The sequence below is a fragment of the Kribbella sp. NBC_00709 genome, assembly GCF_036226565.1.
Classification (GTDB): Bacteria; Actinomycetota; Actinomycetes; order Propionibacteriales; family Kribbellaceae; genus Kribbella.
Genome location: NZ_CP108996.1, coordinates 7,320,752 through 7,336,317, shown reverse-complemented (window position 1 = coordinate 7,336,317; position 15,566 = coordinate 7,320,752). Strand labels below are relative to the sequence as shown.

Annotated in this window: 16 protein-coding genes; 6 read left to right on the top strand and 10 right to left on the bottom strand. The window is 67.2% G+C overall.

The window, feature by feature from the left end; all coding sequences use genetic code 11:
* The first annotated feature begins 64 nt into the window (after positions 1 to 64).
* From OHA18_RS35870 to OHA18_RS35860, 3 genes are read left to right on the top strand one after another with little or no spacing between them, the layout of a single operon-like run.
* Positions 65 to 1,354, top strand: coding sequence for an extracellular solute-binding protein (locus tag OHA18_RS35870; RefSeq protein ID WP_328999812.1), 1,290 nt, complete (start codon positions 65 to 67; stop codon positions 1,352 to 1,354).
* 14 nt (positions 1,355 to 1,368) lie between these two features.
* On the top strand, positions 1,369 to 2,304 hold the full coding sequence (locus OHA18_RS35865; protein WP_328999811.1) for a carbohydrate ABC transporter permease: 936 nt from the start codon (positions 1,369 to 1,371) through the stop codon (positions 2,302 to 2,304).
* Positions 2,301 to 3,182 carry a carbohydrate ABC transporter permease gene (locus tag OHA18_RS35860; RefSeq protein WP_328999810.1) on the top strand — a complete coding sequence of 294 codons (882 nt, stop codon included), beginning with the start codon at positions 2,301 to 2,303 and terminating at the stop codon, positions 3,180 to 3,182. Before OHA18_RS35865 ends, OHA18_RS35860 begins: the two co-directional genes overlap by 4 nt.
* Positions 3,183 to 3,415: 233 nt before the next feature.
* On the opposite strand, the gene OHA18_RS35855 is transcribed toward OHA18_RS35860, so the two are convergent.
* From OHA18_RS35855 to OHA18_RS35815, 9 genes are all read right to left on the bottom strand, one after another.
* Positions 3,416 to 3,544, bottom strand: a complete 129-nt coding sequence (locus tag OHA18_RS35855) for a hypothetical protein (protein WP_328999809.1) — start codon at positions 3,542 to 3,544, stop codon at positions 3,416 to 3,418.
* A 221-nt stretch (positions 3,545 to 3,765) separates the two neighbouring features.
* Entirely contained in the window at positions 3,766 to 4,110 is a 345-nt protein-coding gene (locus OHA18_RS35850; protein WP_328999808.1) for a YciI family protein, read from the bottom strand.
* Positions 4,111 to 4,180: 70 nt separating this feature from the next.
* Positions 4,181 to 4,624, bottom strand: a complete 444-nt coding sequence (locus OHA18_RS35845) for a carboxymuconolactone decarboxylase family protein (protein ID WP_328999807.1) — start codon at positions 4,622 to 4,624, stop codon at positions 4,181 to 4,183.
* A gap of 48 nt (positions 4,625 to 4,672) precedes the next feature.
* Entirely contained in the window at positions 4,673 to 5,455 is a 783-nt protein-coding gene (locus OHA18_RS35840; protein ID WP_328999806.1) for a sugar phosphate isomerase/epimerase family protein, read from the bottom strand.
* Between the two features lie 3 nt (positions 5,456 to 5,458).
* The gene (locus OHA18_RS35835) at positions 5,459 to 6,310 is read right to left on the bottom strand and encodes a carbohydrate ABC transporter permease (RefSeq protein WP_328999805.1); all 852 of its coding nucleotides are present in this window, start codon (positions 6,308 to 6,310) and stop codon (positions 5,459 to 5,461) included.
* On the bottom strand, positions 6,300 to 7,244 hold the full coding sequence (locus OHA18_RS35830; protein WP_328999804.1) for a carbohydrate ABC transporter permease: 945 nt from the start codon (positions 7,242 to 7,244) through the stop codon (positions 6,300 to 6,302). Before OHA18_RS35830 ends, OHA18_RS35835 begins: the two co-directional genes overlap by 11 nt.
* 5 nt (positions 7,245 to 7,249) lie before the next feature.
* Positions 7,250 to 8,572 (bottom strand): ABC transporter substrate-binding protein, encoded by a 1,323-nt coding sequence (locus OHA18_RS35825; protein ID WP_328999803.1) that lies wholly within the window; start codon positions 8,570 to 8,572, stop codon positions 7,250 to 7,252.
* Between the two features lie 8 nt (positions 8,573 to 8,580).
* Positions 8,581 to 9,723: a mandelate racemase/muconate lactonizing enzyme family protein gene (locus OHA18_RS35820; RefSeq protein WP_328999802.1), complete on the bottom strand. Its 1,143-nt coding sequence runs from the start codon at positions 9,721 to 9,723 to the stop codon at positions 8,581 to 8,583.
* 43 nt (positions 9,724 to 9,766) lie between these two features.
* The gene (locus tag OHA18_RS35815; RefSeq protein WP_328999801.1) at positions 9,767 to 10,792 is read right to left on the bottom strand and encodes a hydroxyacid dehydrogenase; all 1,026 of its coding nucleotides are present in this window, start codon (positions 10,790 to 10,792) and stop codon (positions 9,767 to 9,769) included.
* A 70-nt stretch (positions 10,793 to 10,862) separates the two neighbouring features.
* Here OHA18_RS35815 and OHA18_RS35810 point away from each other — a divergent pair, with 70 nt between their 5' ends.
* Genes OHA18_RS35810 through OHA18_RS35800 form a run of 3 tightly spaced genes read left to right on the top strand, consistent with a single transcriptional unit; the run spans position 10,863 to position 13,550 of the window.
* Positions 10,863 to 11,759 carry a LysR family transcriptional regulator gene (locus OHA18_RS35810; RefSeq protein ID WP_328999800.1) on the top strand — a complete coding sequence of 299 codons (897 nt, stop codon included), beginning with the start codon at positions 10,863 to 10,865 and terminating at the stop codon, positions 11,757 to 11,759.
* Between the two features lie 28 nt (positions 11,760 to 11,787).
* The gene (locus OHA18_RS35805; protein WP_328999799.1) at positions 11,788 to 12,738 is read left to right on the top strand and encodes an SDR family NAD(P)-dependent oxidoreductase; all 951 of its coding nucleotides are present in this window, start codon (positions 11,788 to 11,790) and stop codon (positions 12,736 to 12,738) included.
* Between the two features lie 26 nt (positions 12,739 to 12,764).
* Positions 12,765 to 13,550: a putative protein N(5)-glutamine methyltransferase gene (locus OHA18_RS35800; RefSeq protein WP_328999798.1), complete on the top strand. Its 786-nt coding sequence runs from the start codon at positions 12,765 to 12,767 to the stop codon at positions 13,548 to 13,550.
* On the opposite strand, the gene OHA18_RS35795 is transcribed toward OHA18_RS35800, so the two are convergent.
* Positions 13,535 to 15,511 (bottom strand): translation factor GTPase family protein, encoded by a 1,977-nt coding sequence (locus tag OHA18_RS35795; RefSeq protein ID WP_328999797.1) that lies wholly within the window; start codon positions 15,509 to 15,511, stop codon positions 13,535 to 13,537. The two genes, OHA18_RS35800 and OHA18_RS35795, sit on opposite strands and share 16 nt — an antisense overlap.
* Positions 15,512 to 15,566: the final 55 nt, after the last annotated feature.

Sequence of the window (15,566 nt, the reverse complement as noted above, 5' to 3'; positions counted from 1 at the left end):
ATCGGAGTCTTGTCTCGCGCATTCTAACGATGTAATTTTCGGTTCGCCTCTCGAAGGAGACCGAATGACTGACCTTTCCCGACGTGGTCTGCTGAAAGCAGCGGCCGCGCTCGCCGGTGGTGGGTTGCTCGTCGGCTGCGCGCCCGGAGCGTCGCGGAAGACGACCGACCTGAGCTACTGGCACCTCTTGACCGGCGGTGACGGCACCGTGATGGCAGGCCTGGTGGATGCCGTCAATGCCGCGAACCTCGGGTTCCACGCGACCCAGACCGTGCTCGCCTGGGGAGCGCCGTACTACACGAAGCTGGCGATGGCCTCGGCCGGCGGCCGCGCCCCCGACGTCGCGATCATGCATGCCTCCCGGATCGCCGGCTACGCGCCCGGCGGCCTGCTCGAACCGTGGGACCTCGACCTGCTCGCCGAAGTCGGCCTGCACGAGAGCGACTTCCCGGCCCGGGTCTGGGAGAAGTGCCAGTACGACGGGAAGCTCTACGCGATCGCCCTCGACACGCACCCGTTCGTGCTCTACTACAACACCGAGCACGCGGAGAAGGCCGGTGTCACCGACGCGCTTCATGCGATGAAGAGCCCGGACGAGTTCACCGAGATCGCAACCAAGCTGCAGAAGGTGACCGGCAAGCACGGTCTGTCCTACGGCTACCTCGGTGACGGCGCGCAGATGTGGCGGCTCTGGTACACGCTCTACAAACAGACCGGCGCCGACATGAAGCTCGTGCCCGGTCAACCGGCTGAGGTCGACAAGGACGCCGCGGTCAAGACGCTGACCTTCGTCCAGTCGTTGCTCAACGACACCATTGCTTCGCGCAGTGGCGACGGGGGTACGGCGACGAGCGAGTTCCTGCACGGCCAGAGCGGGATGTTCCTCGGCGGTGTGTGGGAGCTGCCGGTGCTCAAGGATGCCAAGATGCCGGTCGACGCGCTTCCGATTCCAACGTTGTTCGGGACGCAGGCGGCGTACGCGGACTCGCACACGTTCGTCCTGCCGCGGCAGTCGAAGGTGTCGCCGGAGCGCCGCAAGCACGTGTACACGATGGTCGCGGAGATCCTCAAGCGCTCGGTCAAGTGGGCCGGCGGCGGCCACATCCCGGCGTACCAGCCGGTGGCGAAGAGTGCGGAGTACCAGGCGCTGAAGCCGCAGTCGAACTACGCGGGCATCCCGGCGTCCGTGAACTACGACCCGGACGTGTGGTTCAGCGGCGCGGGCAGCGACTTCCAGAACTACTTCGCCGAGAACGTGCAGAACGTGTTCCTCGGCAGCGGTGACCCAGCGGCCGGGTTCGACGGATTCGTCGCCCGGTTGAACAAGCTGCTCGACCGTCCGCAGCCGGTGTGAGAGGAGAGGCGCAGATGTCTACTGCTATCGACACTCCGGCCGCGACGGCGGAGAAGGTCACAGCTCAGGGCAAGGCCCGGGCGAAGCGCGGGGAGACCCTCACCGGGTGGGCTTTCGCGGCGCCGTTCGCCGTACTGTTCGTGCTCTTTCTCGTCGTGCCGGCGCTGTACGGGCTGTACCTGAGCTTCACCGGCGAGACGCTGACCGGTGCGGGCAGCGGGCTGGTTGGCCTCGCCAACTACGGCGACGCGTTGCGCGACCCGGACATGTGGAAGTCGCTGGGAAACACGCTGTGGTTCACGGTGCTGAGCACGATCCCGCTCGTCGTACTGTCGCTCGCGCTGGCGCTGCTGGTGAACCTCGGCCTCCCGGGGCGCTGGTTGTGGCGCTTGTCGTTCTTCCTGCCGTATCTGCTCGCGTCGACCGTCGTGGTCATGTTCTGGAGCTGGATGTACAACCCGACGCTCGGGCTGATCAACGGCGTACTGGCGAAGTTCGGCGCGGCGCCCGTGGCCTGGCTGCAGGATCCGAAGGTGGCGATGTTGTCGGTCGTGATCACCACGCTGTGGTGGACGATCGGGTTCAACTTCCTGCTCTACCTGGCGGCGTTGCAGAACATCCCCGAGCAGCAGTTCGAGGCGGCCGCGATCGATGGCGCCGGCAAGTGGCGGCAGCTGTTCTCGATCGTGATCCCGCAACTGACGCCGACCACCGCGCTGATCCTGACGCTGCAGATCCTCGCGTCCCTGAAGGTCTTCGACCAGATCTACATGCTCACCAACGGCGGTCCGGCCGGGAAGACGCGATCGATCGTGCAGTACATCTACGAGTCGGGCTTCACCGGCTACCGGTTCGGCTACTCGTCGGCCATCTCGTACCTGTTCTTCGTGCTGATCGTCCTGGTGGCCCTGGCGCAGTACAAACTGATCAACCGCAGGAGCGCCGCATGAGCACCTATACCCTCAGCCGCGGGATCAAACAAACGCACAAGCCTGGCGAAAACCCCTGGAGCGTGTCCAGAATGGCCGCGCTGCTGGTACTTGCGGTCCTGGCCGCAACCTGGCTGGTGCCGTTCGCCTGGTCCGTGCTGACGTCGCTGAAGAGCGAGGCCGACGCCGGCGCCGCCGGGATCACGCTGAACCCGCCGGACGGGTTCAGCTTCGATGCCTACCGCAAGGTGTTGTCGGCCGGTGACATCCCGGCCTGGGCGTGGAACAGCCTGCTCACCTCGGTCGCGATCACCTTCATCACGGTCGCCACGTCCGCGCTGGCCGGGTACGCGTTCTCGCGGGTGAATTTCAAGGGCAAACGTTGGTTGTACGCCGCGATCATCGCGGCGATCATCATCCCGCCACAGCTGCTGATCGTGCCGTTGTTCCGTCAGATGCTGGCGTTCAATCTGGTCGACACGTACTGGGGGATCATCCTGCCGCAGTCGTTCGCGCCCGCGATGGTGCTGATTCTCAAGCGTTTCTTCGACCAGATCCCGGTCGAACTGGAGGACGCGGCCCGCGTCGACGGCGCCGGCCGGCTGCGGGTGTTCTGGTCCGTCGTACTGCCGTTGTCGCGGCCGATCCTCGCTGCGGTGGCGATCTTCGTGTTCATCGGTGCGTGGAACAACTTCTTGTGGCCGTTCATCGTGACGACCGACGCGCACCTGATGACGCTGCCGGTGGGCCTGCAGACCGTCAAGAGTGCTTATGGGCTGCAGTACGCGCAGAACATGGCGTCCGCGATCCTCGCCGCGCTGCCACTGGTTCTCGTCTTCTTGTTCTTCCAGCGCCAGATCATCAAGGGCATTGCGACCACCGGCTTCGGTGGTCAGTAATTTCGTGGACGGCAGTTCCGGAACTCGGGATTCCGGTCACGATCCCTTGAAAAGGCGGTCACTCTCAGCAAGGGTTGCTTGATCACTTCCGCGTCGTTTCCGGGTGCGGGAAGGACGGGGAAGTGTGCGGTCACACGACCGCGTCCACCGCCACTCGGGGGCAGTTCACGATGAGAAGGGGGAAGTGTGTCAGCGATGAGAAAGCTCGCCGAGCAGTGCCGTGATGTGAGGAGTCACGGCAACGCGGGGCTCGGCCGAGCTGCGATCCAACCGGCGGTTTGTACCGGCATCCACGAGGTGAACTCGTCGATCAGCCCGGTGCGACCGCGACGCGTGGCGATGCTCAGGTTGAGCAATGGCATGACGACCACGCTGCGACTCGGCGAGGGTGTCACGCTGCCTGCGCCTGGTAGCACTGTTTTCGTCCAAGGTGGCCGGGGCATGGGAGACCAGCCCGCATCAGGTGGGGTCATCCTCGCTTCGAGCGAGCCCGTCCGGACGTCAACGGTCTGAGTCAGTGACTCGCCGGTCTCAGGTGTCGACGCCCAGCTGAGGCCGGCAAGTTCCTTCGCGAGATGCGGGGCTACATCGGGTCGGTGAACTCGCGGATCTCGATGGGGGAGTACGGCGCCTCCGGCAGGCGCGCGGCGATCTCGGTCGCCCGGTCGAGAGTGCACTCGACGATGTAGTAGCCGGCCAGGACTTCCTTGGCCTCGGTGAACGGGCCGTCCGTGACCGCCGGTACGCCGTCGTTCACCTTGACCACCCGGGCGTTCTTGGTGGTCAGGCCGATGCCGTCGACGAGCTCGCCGTTCGCCTTGAGCTCCGCGGACAGCACGCGGTGCTGGTCGAGCACCCGCTCGATACCCTGCGCGTGCAGGGTGTCCCAGGTCTCGTCGTTCCCGTAGATCAGCAGCATGTATTTCATACCAGCCTCCATTCACCGGGAACGTCGGAGCGCCGGATGCCTTCTCGACATCCGGCGCTCACCTTACGTGCTACCAGGTGGCGCCGGCCTGCGCGCGCACCGTCGTGTTGATGCGGTTGAACATGTTGGTCAGCGCGATCATCAGCACGATCGCGGACAGTTCCTTCTCACCGAAGTGCGCGCTCGCCGCGGCCCAGATCTCGTCACTCACCGAGGTCGGGTTGTCGGCCAGCCGGGTCGCGGCCTCGGCCATCGCGAGCGCGGCCCGCTCGGCGTCGGTGAACAGGTCCGAGTCCCGCCACGCCGCGACCTGGTGCAGCCGCTCGTCGGTCTCGCCGTTCTTCAGCGCCGACTTGATCCCACCGAACACGCACGGGGAGCAGCCGTTGATCTGGCTGGCCCGCAGGTGCACCAGCTCCAGGACCTTGCCGTCCGTACCGGACTGCCCGATCGCCTTGTAGATGTTCTGGATGCCCTTGGTGGCGTCCGGAAGAATCGTTGCAGGGTTGGTCATCCGCTCTTGCATGGGAGGTTCTCCATCAGTTTTTGTGGCTTGTTGATTTCACTCCCCTGACGGATGCTGTGCGGCGGATGTGACAGCGAAACGCAGATCTTTTCCGAGCCGCTCGTCGACCGGTACGGCGGGATCGGAGTACTGACCTGTCAGGCAGACCGGGCCGGTGTAGTTGATCTTCTGCAGCGCGGCGAAGACGGCCGGCCAGTCGGCGAGCCCGTCCTCGGCCTCGACGAAGTTGATCTTCCACCCGCCGTCGGTCCGCAGATAGTGGACGTTCTTCAGGTTCACGATGCCGAGCCGGTCCGCGCTGAGTTCCAGCGTCACCGCGGGATGGTCACCGGCCAGCGCGTCGTGCGCCGCGTCCCACACGAGCTTGAACCGGTCCGGCAGCCCTTCGAGCAACTGCAGTGCGCCGAGCGTCGACGACACGAACCGCCCGTGATGTGGCTGTACTCCGACCTGCACGTCGTACCGCTCAGTCAGTACGACGGCCTCCTCGAGGAGCGCGCGGTTGCGTTGCACGGAAGCGGCGTACCCGTCGGGGCCGAGCTCGGCCATGATCCGGATGATCGGCACACCGGCCTCCGCGCAGGCGGCGAACACCTGCTCGGACAGTTCGCTGGCGACGCTGATCGGTTCGATGCCCTCGGCCCGTAACTGCGCGGTGAACTTCGGTAGCTCGGCTACGGCGTTCGCCGGCGTCAGGTACGCCGTGTCGCGGACCGGGATCTCGGCGCCGCCGAACCCGATCCCGGCGACCAGCCGCCCGAGTTCGTCGCCGGGAAGCCCGGCCCACGGTTTGGTGAAGACGGACCACAGATAGGTCATTGTTCAGCGGCCTCCCAGCCCACTCATGGTGATACCTCGGACGAACCAGCGTTGTGTCAGGAAGAACAGGACGATCAGCGGGATCGTGGTGACGGTCGCTGCCATCAGCAACAGGTTCCACTGGGTGCCGTTGGTGTCCTGGAACACCTGCAGGCCGACCGACGCCGTCCGGGTGGCGTCGCTGTTGGAGATCACCAGCGGCCAGAGCAGGTTGTTCCACTGGCCGATGAACTTGAACACGGCCAGCGTCGCGATCGCCGGGACCGCGAGCGGCACGATCACCCGGACGAAGGCCTGCCAGCGGTTCGCGCCGTCCAGCCGGGCGGCCTCCTCGTAGTCGCGTGGGATGCCGAGGAAGAACTGCCGCAGCAGGAACACCCCGATCGCTGTGAACGCGTGCGGCAGGATCATACCGGGCCAGGTGTCGATGCCGTGCAGCTTGGCGACCAGTACGAACTGCGGGATCAGCGTCACCTGCGACGGGATCATCAGCGTGGCGAGGTAGATCCCGAACAGCCAGCTCCGGCCGGGGAAGTTCAGCCGGGCGAACGCGTACGCCGCGAGCGCGGCGGTGACCGTCTCGAGGATCGTCGTACCGGCGGCGAAGTAGACGGTGTTCAGCAGGTACTTGCCGAGCGGGACCAGGTCGAAGGCGCGGGTCAGGTTCTCCGGATGCCAGCTGCTCGGCCAGAAGGACGGCTTGGCCGCCATCGACTCGGCGTCGGACTGGAATGCGACCAGGATCATCATCACGACCGGGATCAGCGTCAGCGCGGTGACCAGGAAGCACGCGAAGACGATCAGCTTCCGCTGCAGGGCCTTGTTCGAGGCCAAGGGCATGGCTTCAGTTGTCATAGTGCACCAGCCTCCGCTGGAAGAGGAACTGACCGGCGGTGATCACCACGATGAACGCGAACAGGACGAGCGACTGCGCCGCGGCGTACCCCTGGTCGTAGTTCTCGAAGCCGGTCCGGTAGATGTACATGACCAGCGTGGTGGTGCGGGTGCCCGGACCGCCGTTCGTCATGATCAGGGCCTGGTCGAAGACCTGGAACGATCCGATCACCGAGGTGACGATCACGAAGAACAGCGCGGGGGAGAGCATCGGCAGTGTGATGTGGCGGAAGCTGTTCCACGGCGACGTGCCGTCGACCCGGCCGGCTTCGTAGAGCTGCTGCGGGATCGCCTGCAGGCCGGCGAGGAAGACCACCATGCCGAAGCCGAAGCTCTTCCAGACGCTCATCAGGATCAGTGCGGGCATCGCCCAGTTGTCCGAGATGAGCCATTCCGGTCCGTTGATGCCGAACCAGCCGAGCACGGCGTTCACCAGGCCGTCGTGCGGGATGTAGAGCCAGATCCAGACGAACGCGACCGCGACCGTGATGGTTGCGTACGGCAACAGCAGGAGCGAGCGGAGGACGGCGACCCGGCGGACACCCTGGTTCAGCAGCAGCGCGAGGGCGAGGCTGACCAGGATCGTCAGCGGCACGCTGACCAGGGTGAAGTACGCCGTGTTGCCGAGCGCGGACCAGAACGTCGGGTCCGGGCCGAGCCGGGCGAAGTTGTGCAGCCCGGCCCAGGTCGGCGCGCTGAACAAGTTCCAGTTCAGCAGCGAGATGACGCCGGCGGCAACGACCGGTCCGGCGGTGAAGATCAGGAAGCCGATCAGGCTGGGCAGGATGAAGAGCCAGGCGGTGAGCGCCTCGCGGCTGCGCCAGCGCGGCGTCGGCTTCAGCGACTGTTGGGATGGTGCCGGGGTGGTGACCGCTGGTGCGGTATCGACGGCCATCTCGATCACCCCTTCCTGGCGGTGGCTTGGCGGACGGTGTCCAGGTGCTGCCGCATCAGGATGTCCAGGCGCGGCGTGAGCCCGTTGATCGCGTCCGGGACGGTCACCTGGCCGAGGAACGTCCGCGGCAGGTCCTGGCCGAGCAGTTGCTTGACCTGGTTCCAGTTCGTGGTGACGTCGAAGGCGTGACCGCCGGCGAGCTTGCCGGCCAGGATCTCCTGGACGATGCCCAGGTTGTCGGGCGGCGGCTGGAACGCGCTCCCGGCGCTGAGCCGAGCCGGGTTGTTCCGGCCGGCCTTGGCATAGATGTCGAGCGCGCCGGTGCTGGTCAGGGTCTTCATCAGCTTCCACGCGAGGTCGAGCTCGGCACCGTCGCGCACCCCCGATGGAATCGCGAAGCTGGAGCCCGAGACGCGCGGCTTGCTGCCGGCCGAGCCGGCCGGGAACGGGATGATGTCCCAGTCGAACTTGGCCTTCCGGGCGTTCACGACCTGCCACGGACCGTTCTGCATGAACGCGACGTTGCCCTGCATGAAGTTCGACAGAGAGCTCTCGGTGACGAGGTTCTTGATCGGCGGGGTGACCTTGTCCTTGACGAACAGGTCGATGACATACTGCAGCGCCTCCATCGCCTCGGGATCGCCCAAGGTGCTCCGGCCGCCGTCGTCGCTCATCACGTTGCCGCCGGCGCAGTAGATCCAGGACACCAGGTCGTCGATGGCCGGCGCGCAGGTGAAGCCGTACTGCTGCCCCGGCTTGGTGAGCTGCTTGCAGAGGTCACGGAACGTTGCCCAGGACATCGGTTCGGTCCGGGACGGCAGCGGGATTCCTTGCGTGGTCAGCAGGTCCTTGTTGTAGTACATGACCGTCGGCGCAACGTCGAAACCGATCGCGTACGTCTTGCCGTTGAAGCTGGAGATCCGCTGGCTGGTCTCGTAGAAGTCGTCGAGCTTGAAGTCCGGGTCGGCGGCGATCAGGTCGTCGAGCGGCCGGTGCGCGCCGCGGGCGGCGTACGTCGGGATCAGCGTGCCGTTGAGCGCGGTCACGAGGCTCGCCGTACCGCTGACGAGTTGGAGGTCGAGCTTGGTCGGGTAGCCGTTGGACGGCGTCAGGGTGGCGACGGACTTGACGTCGAGTTGCTGCTCGACGTACTTGCCGAAGTCGTCCCAGACTTTCTTCTCGGCGGCGCTGCTGGACCACATGGACCAGGTCGCGGCGCCGGACGGCGGCCCGGACGAACACCCGGCCACAGTTCCGGCCGCGGCAGCCCCGAGCCCGGCCAAACCGGTCAGCTCGAGGAACCTGCGGCGGGACAGCAATGTTGACATGGTTCTCCTCACCGGTAGAGCAGGTCGATCGACTCGGCGCGGATGCGTTCCTCGTCGACCTGAACGCCCAATCCAGGGGCGGTGGGGACCGTTGCGACGGCCTTGGTGATGCTCAGCCCCTCGACGTACAGATCGCTCAGCAGCTCCGGCCCGTTGAGCTCGGCGGGCAGGGCGAGCTCGAGCTGACTGAACACGTGCAGCGCGGCGGCGAACGCGACTCCGCAGTCGGTGAGGCCGCTGGCGAGAATCTCGAGACCGCCGGCGAGCGCGGTCTGGGCGGTCTTCAGTGCGTTGCGCAGTCCGCCGGACTTGCAGATCTTGACCACGACCAGGTCGGCGGCGTCCAGCCGGATCGCGCGGGCCAGGTCCTGCGCCGAGAAGCTGCCCTCGTCGATCGCGATCGGCAGGTCGATCAGCTCCCGGAGCCGGGCCATCGCCAGCGTGTCCGTACTCGGCACTGGTTGCTCGATGCAATGAATCGTGTGGATCCCCGCAGTCCGGTCGCGCAGTTGCCGGAGCGCACTGGGCCGGTACGACTGGTTGGCGTCGAGCCAGAGCGGTTTGCCGTCGGCAACCTCCGCGACGGTCTCGATCGCGGCCGTGTCCGCATCCAGGTCCCCGCCGATCTTGACCTTGTACGCCGCATAGTCCGACGACTGGATCGCGTGTTCGCGGACCGCGTCCTGGTCCCCGACCCCGATCGCCGAGCAGAGCGGTATCTCGTCGTGGATCTTGCCGCCGAGCAGAGCATGCACAGGTACGCCGGCCAGCTTGCCGGCCGCGTCGTGCATCGCCACGTCGAGAGCGGCCCGGGCGAACGGGAAGCCGTTCGACACCGCGGGGCTGAGCCGCTTGGCGGCGCGCTGGTGGAACAGCTCGACGTCGAACGGCGTCAGCTCGAGCAGGATCGGCGTGAGGTGCCGCCGGATCACGACCGCCATCGTCTCGGCGGTCTCGTAGCTCCAGCTGGGGAGCGCTCTCTGCTCTCCCCAGCCGACCACGCCGTCCTCGGTGGTGAGCTTCACGAAGATCACCGCGCCGGCCTGGTCGGGAGCGGAGTCGGGAGAGCCGACGGTGCCGCTGCCGAGCACGAACCGGCGAGCGAACGGCACCGCGACCGGGAAGACCTCAACCTGCGTAATGCGTGACATGGTCGCTCCTCTCAAGCAGCGATCGGCTCAGGCTGCGGTCGGCTCACGCCGCGATCGACCAGGCGGCGGGATCGACGAAGCTCGGGCCGCGGGTGCCGTCGTCGAGCCACTGCAGCGCGTCCTTGAGCACGTATCCCGCGAGCGCGAGATGACCCTCGGCGGTATCGCCGGCGATATGCGGGGTGAGCAGCAGGTTCTCCGCCCGGAGAACGCTCTCGTCGAAGGTCGGCGGCTCGGGGTCGTAGACGTCCAGAGCGGCGTAGATCCGGCCGTCCAGCGCGTGGTCGAGCAGCGCCTGCTGGTCGATCGCCGGACCGCGCGACGAGTTGACGACGACCGCGCCGTCCGGGAGCCGCTCGATCAGCTCCCGCGAGATCATGCCCTTGGTCTCGGGCACGTTCGGGACGTGGATCGTCAAGAATGCGCTCTCTGCCGTTTCCCACAGGTCGGCGAGGCGGACGCCGAGCAGCTCGGCCCGCTCAGCCGTCAGATACGGGTCGTAGACGACCACGTCGCAGCCGAACGGCTTGAGCAACGTGATGAGCGCTCTCGCGGTGCTGCTCGCGCCGATGATTCCGACCTTCGCGCCGGCCAGTTCGTGACCGCGGTACTCCGTCTGCTTCCAGCCCCCCGCGCGGACCGCACCGTCGAACCGGGGCAGCCGCCGCGCCAGCGTCAGCATCGACGCCAGGCAGTACTCGCCGACCGACCACGCGATCCGCGGACCGGCCGAGAAGACCGCGACACCCTGGTCGAGGATGGCCGGGTCGATCAGGTTCTTCACCGTTCCGGCCGCGTGCGCGACCACCTTCGGGCCGTTGCCATCGGACCACAGCTCCTTGCCGAGGTGCGGCGTACCCCAGCTGGTGAGCAGGACGTCGGCGCCGTTGACCAGCTCGGGTACGGCGGCGGGGTCGAGCGCAGGCGGCTTCGCGGCGGATCCAGGGCCGGCGGTGTGCTCCGCGGTGGCCCAGACGACCTCGAAACGGTCCTCGAGCAGGCGCCGGGTAGCGGCGTCGACGACATCGGCGGCACGTTCGGGGGAGAAGAGGGCAGCGAGTTTCGGCATGGCACGACGGTAAGCGCGTTCCGTTATGCAGGTCCAAGCCCATTTCTGAATGAACCGATACCGTGTGGGCATGGATCTCTCCCTGCAGCAGCTCCGCGGGTTCGTCGCCGTCGCCGAAGAACTGCACTACGGTCGCGCTGCTCAGCGGCTGAACCTGACCCAGCCGCCGCTGACCCGCCAGATCCAGGGCCTCGAGCGCACGCTCAATGTCCGCCTGTTCGACCGCACCGGCCGCGGCGTCCGGCTGACGGCGGCCGGAGACGTGTTCCTCGAGCATGCTCGGCGCGTCCTCGCCCTGCTCGAAGTCGCCCCGGAAGCGACCCGCCGCGCCGCCGACGGCACAACCGGGACGCTGCGGCTCGCGTTCACCGCGATCGGGGCGTACGCCGTACTCGCGGACTTCCTCACCGTGGTCGGCAAGCGGACGCCCGGGGTGACCGCCGAGCTGACCGAGCTGGTGAGCCCGGCACAGTTCGAGGCGCTCGCGAACCTGGAGATCGACCTCGGGCTGGTGCGGCCGCCGATCCCGGCGCAGTTCGAGTCGATGCTGGTGCATTCGGAGGACCTGGTGCTCGCCGTACCGGCATCGCATCCGTTGGCCGCTGGGGACGGGCCGGTGTCGCTCGTCGACGCGACCGACGACTACATCGGGTACAGCCCGGAGGGATCGCAGTACCTGCACGACATCTGCGCGGCGATGATCGGGATGGATCGGTACGCCGTCAGCCAGCTGGCCTCGCAGGTCCCGACGATGCTCGCCCTGGTCCGGGCCGGACTGGGGTGTGCGCTGATCCCGCGCTCGATCATGGCGATGGGGGTCGAGGGCGTCCGGTACCGCGAGCTGGACCCGGCGGATGCGCACTCGGTGACGCTGCACGCGTGCTGGAGTCCGGACAATCCGAACCCGGCACTGCAGCGGCTGGTGGAGTCGCTACGGGAAGATCCGCATCTCACGGACTTGACCTAGAGCGAGCTCTAATTCGTACGCTCACTCCATGAGCGCACAACACAAGATCGGCTCGGGGTTCGGGCACGACAGCACCGCGGACGAGGTTCTTGCCGGCATCGACCTGATCGGCAAGCTGGCGATCGTCACCGGTGGATATTCCGGTCTCGGTCTGGAGACCACCAAGGCGCTGGCGAAGGCCGGCGCGTACGTCGTCGTACCGGCTCGGCGGCCGGATGCGGCGCGGGAGGCGCTGGCCGGCATCGAGAACGTCGAGATCGACGAACTGGACCTCGGTGACCTGGACAGCGTGAAGGCGTTCGCGGACCGGTTCCTCGCGTCCGGCCGGCCGATCGACATCGTGATCGACAACGCGGCGATCATGGCCAGCCCGGAGACGCGGGTCGGACCCGGCTGGGAGGCGCAGTTCGCGACCAACCACCTCGGGCACTTCGCGCTGGTGAACCGGCTGTGGCCGGCGATCGTCGCCGACGGCGGCGCGCGGGTCGTGTCCGTGTCGTCGACCGGGCACCGCAGGTCGGACATCCGCTGGGACGACCTGGAGTTCCGTCAGGGGTACGAGAAGTGGCAGGCCTACGGGCAGGCCAAGACGGCGAACGTGCTGTTCGCGGTCCAGCTCGATGCCCTCGGCAAGGATTCCGGTGTCCGGGCGTTCGCGTTGCACCCGGGCGGCATCCTGACGCCGTTGCAGCGGCACCTGGAGAAGCAGGAGATGGTCGACTTCGGCTGGATCGACGAGGACGGCAACCCGCTGAGCACGGCGTTCAAGAGTCCGGCGCAGGGCGCCGCGACCCAGGTCTGGGCCGCGACCTCGCCCCAGCTCGACGGCCTCGGCGGCGTGTTCTGCGAGGACTGCGAGATCGCCGAGGTCTCGACCGACGACGCTCCCGGCGTCCGCCCGTACGCGATCGACCCGGCGTCGGCGACCCGGTTGTGGACGGTCTCGGCCGAGCTCACCGGAGTGAACGCGTTCGGGTAGGCTGCGTTCGTTTTCGAAGGGGGCCCGTGTCTGTTCCTGCTGTCGAGCTCGGTCGTGTTGTCGAGCGGTTGCGTGCGTCCGGGTGTGTGTTCGCCGAGGACGAGGCAGCGCTGATCGCGGAGACCGCGCGGGATGCGGCCGAGCTGACGGCCATGGTCGACCAGCGGGTCGCCGGGCAGCCCTTGGAGTACGTCGTCGGCTGGGCGTCGTTCTGCGGGTTGCGGATCGTCGTCGATCCCGGTGTGTTCATCCCGCGTCGCCGTACCGAGTTCCTGGTGGCGGAGGCGTTGCGGGTGACCGTTGCGGGATCGGTCGTGGTGGATCTCGCCTGCGGCTCTGGCGCGCTCGGAGCGGCGGTCGCTGCCGAGCGCGAGGTGTCCTTGTACGCCGCTGACATCGAGTCCGCCGCTGTTCGGTGCGCCCGTCGCAACCTGGACCCGGTCGGCGGGACGGTCTCTCAAGGTGATCTGTTCGCGGCCTTGCCGGAGCGGTTGCGTGGTCGGGTCGACGTACTGCTGGCCAACGTTCCGTACGTGCCGACGGGCGAGATCCGGCTGCTGCCGGCAGAGGCTCGGCTGTACGAGCCACATGTGACGCTGGACGGCGGTGCGGACGGCCTGGAGACACTGCGTCGAGTTGTTGCCGAAGCACCGCAGTGGCTGGCGCCGGGCGGGCATCTGTTCACCGAGACGAGCGAGGGCCAGGCGCCTGTCGCGCAGGCCGTGATGGTGGAGCACGGCCTGGAAGCCGAGGTCGTCGCGGACGACGACCTCGGCGCGACCGTTGTGCACGGCACCTATACCCGTCGCTGAATGTGCAGCAGGTACTCGCGGCGGTTGAGCGGGTCGTGGTCGGTGCGCGACCGGTCCGGGATCGGGCCGGTGACCGGTTGGTAGCGCTCGAACGCCGATTCCAGGACGCCTTCGCCGCGGGTCAGCGCGGCGAGTTGCTGCTCGAGCTCGTACACGGCGGCCGCGGGGATTTCTCCTTCCAGGGTTGAGGTTTCCGCGGCCAGGGCGGGGACTTGCGGGATTGCCCGGAGGCGGGCGAGGGCCGCGAGTACGGCCCGCGTCGTGTCGGTCGGGATCTCCAGCTGGAAGTGATGCATCGGCTCGTGCACCGTCGTCCCTGCCTCTTGGAGTGCCGTCATCAGGACCAGCGGGGTGAGGTTGCGGAAGTCGCCGGCCGTGCTGGACATGCTCTTGTCGAACACGGCATGGGCGTGGCTCTGGCGAGCGGAGTACCCCGAGTGCGTCATCACGACGTGGGCATCGGGGATCTGCCAGCCGTGGACGCCCTGGTGGAGCGTTTCGCGGACCGTTTCCTCGACGGCCTTGATGAACGCGTACGGCATCGAGCCGAGCTCGACCTCCAGTTCGAAACTCACGCCGGCGTTCAGCGGTGCGGGCTCGACGCGCAGGCCAACGGTGGCCAGGAACGGGTTCGGGTCCTTCTTGTTGAACTCGACAGCAGCCCCGGCGCCGACGATCCGTTCGATGCAGATCGTGGTCGTCTCGCGGAAATCGACCTCGATCCCGAACTCGGTCGCCAGCGTCGTCTCGATAACCTCCTTCTGCACCTCGCCGTACAGGGACACGTAGGTCTCCTGGCGCAGGTCGTCCTGGCGCAGGTTGATCAGCGGGTCCTGCTCGGCGAGCTGGGTGAGCGCGACCCGCAGGTTCCCCTTGTCGGACGGCCTCCGCGCGGAGATGACGGTCTCGAGGGTGGGCGGCGCGAAGTACTCCTGGTGTGCGGAAACAAATGGGCGCTCGGTGCCCGAAATGTTCCGCACATCGGTGATGCGGTCGCCGATGTGGACCTCGGCCAGGCCCCAGAGCTTCGCGATCTGGCCGGCGCCCGCGGTGCGCGCCGAGGTGCCGAAGACCTGCAGGGCGGTGACCTTCGCCTCGTGCTCGCCGAAGCGGACCCGGTCGCGGACGTCCGCCGTACCGGAGAACAGGCGGACGTACGCGATCTTCTCGCCGGCCGGTCCGCGTTCGACCTTGAAGACGGAGCCGTCGAGTGGGGTTGCGTCCGTACGGGCGCGGGGGAGCAGGTCGCGGATGCCGTCGCTGAGGGTGTCCGTGCCGGCGCCGGTGATCGCCGACCCGAAGTACACCGGGTGCACTCGCGCTTGATGCGTCTGGGTCGTGAGTGCGTGGTGCAGCGTGTCAGGCGACAGCGGCTCGTCGTCGACGTACCGGGCGAGTAGGTCCTCGTCCTGCTCGGTGAGGACCTCCAGGAGGGTGTTCTCCTGCACGATCGGCTTGAACGTCGCCTGGGGCGTGCCGAGGTGGGTCGCCTCGCCCATCGGGACGATCGCCGGGGTCAGCTTCGCCGCGATCTGGCGCAGGACACCGTCGTACTGCGCTCCCGATCGATCGAGCTTGTTCACGAAGATCAGGGTGGGGATGCGCAGACGCTGGAGCGTCCGCATCAGGACGCGGGTCTGCGCCTGGACGCCCTCGACGGCCGAGATCACCAGGACGGCGCCGTCCAGCACGCTGAGCGCGCGCTCCACCTCGGCGATGAAATCCGGGTGGCCCGGGGTGTCGATCAGGTTGACCGTCACGTCGCCGATCGCGAACGAGACGACCGCCGACTTGATCGTGATCCCGCGCTGGCGTTCCAGGGCGAGTGAGTCGGTCTGGGTGCTGCCGTCGTCGACGCTACCGACCTCGTCGATGACACCGGCGGTGTACAGCAGCCGCTCGGTCAGGCTGGTCTTTCCGGCGTCAACATGCGCCAGGATCCCAAGATTCAGTACTTCCACGCAGCTTCATGTCCTTTGAACAGGTGACAGTCCGATCAGCAACAGACATGAAGCG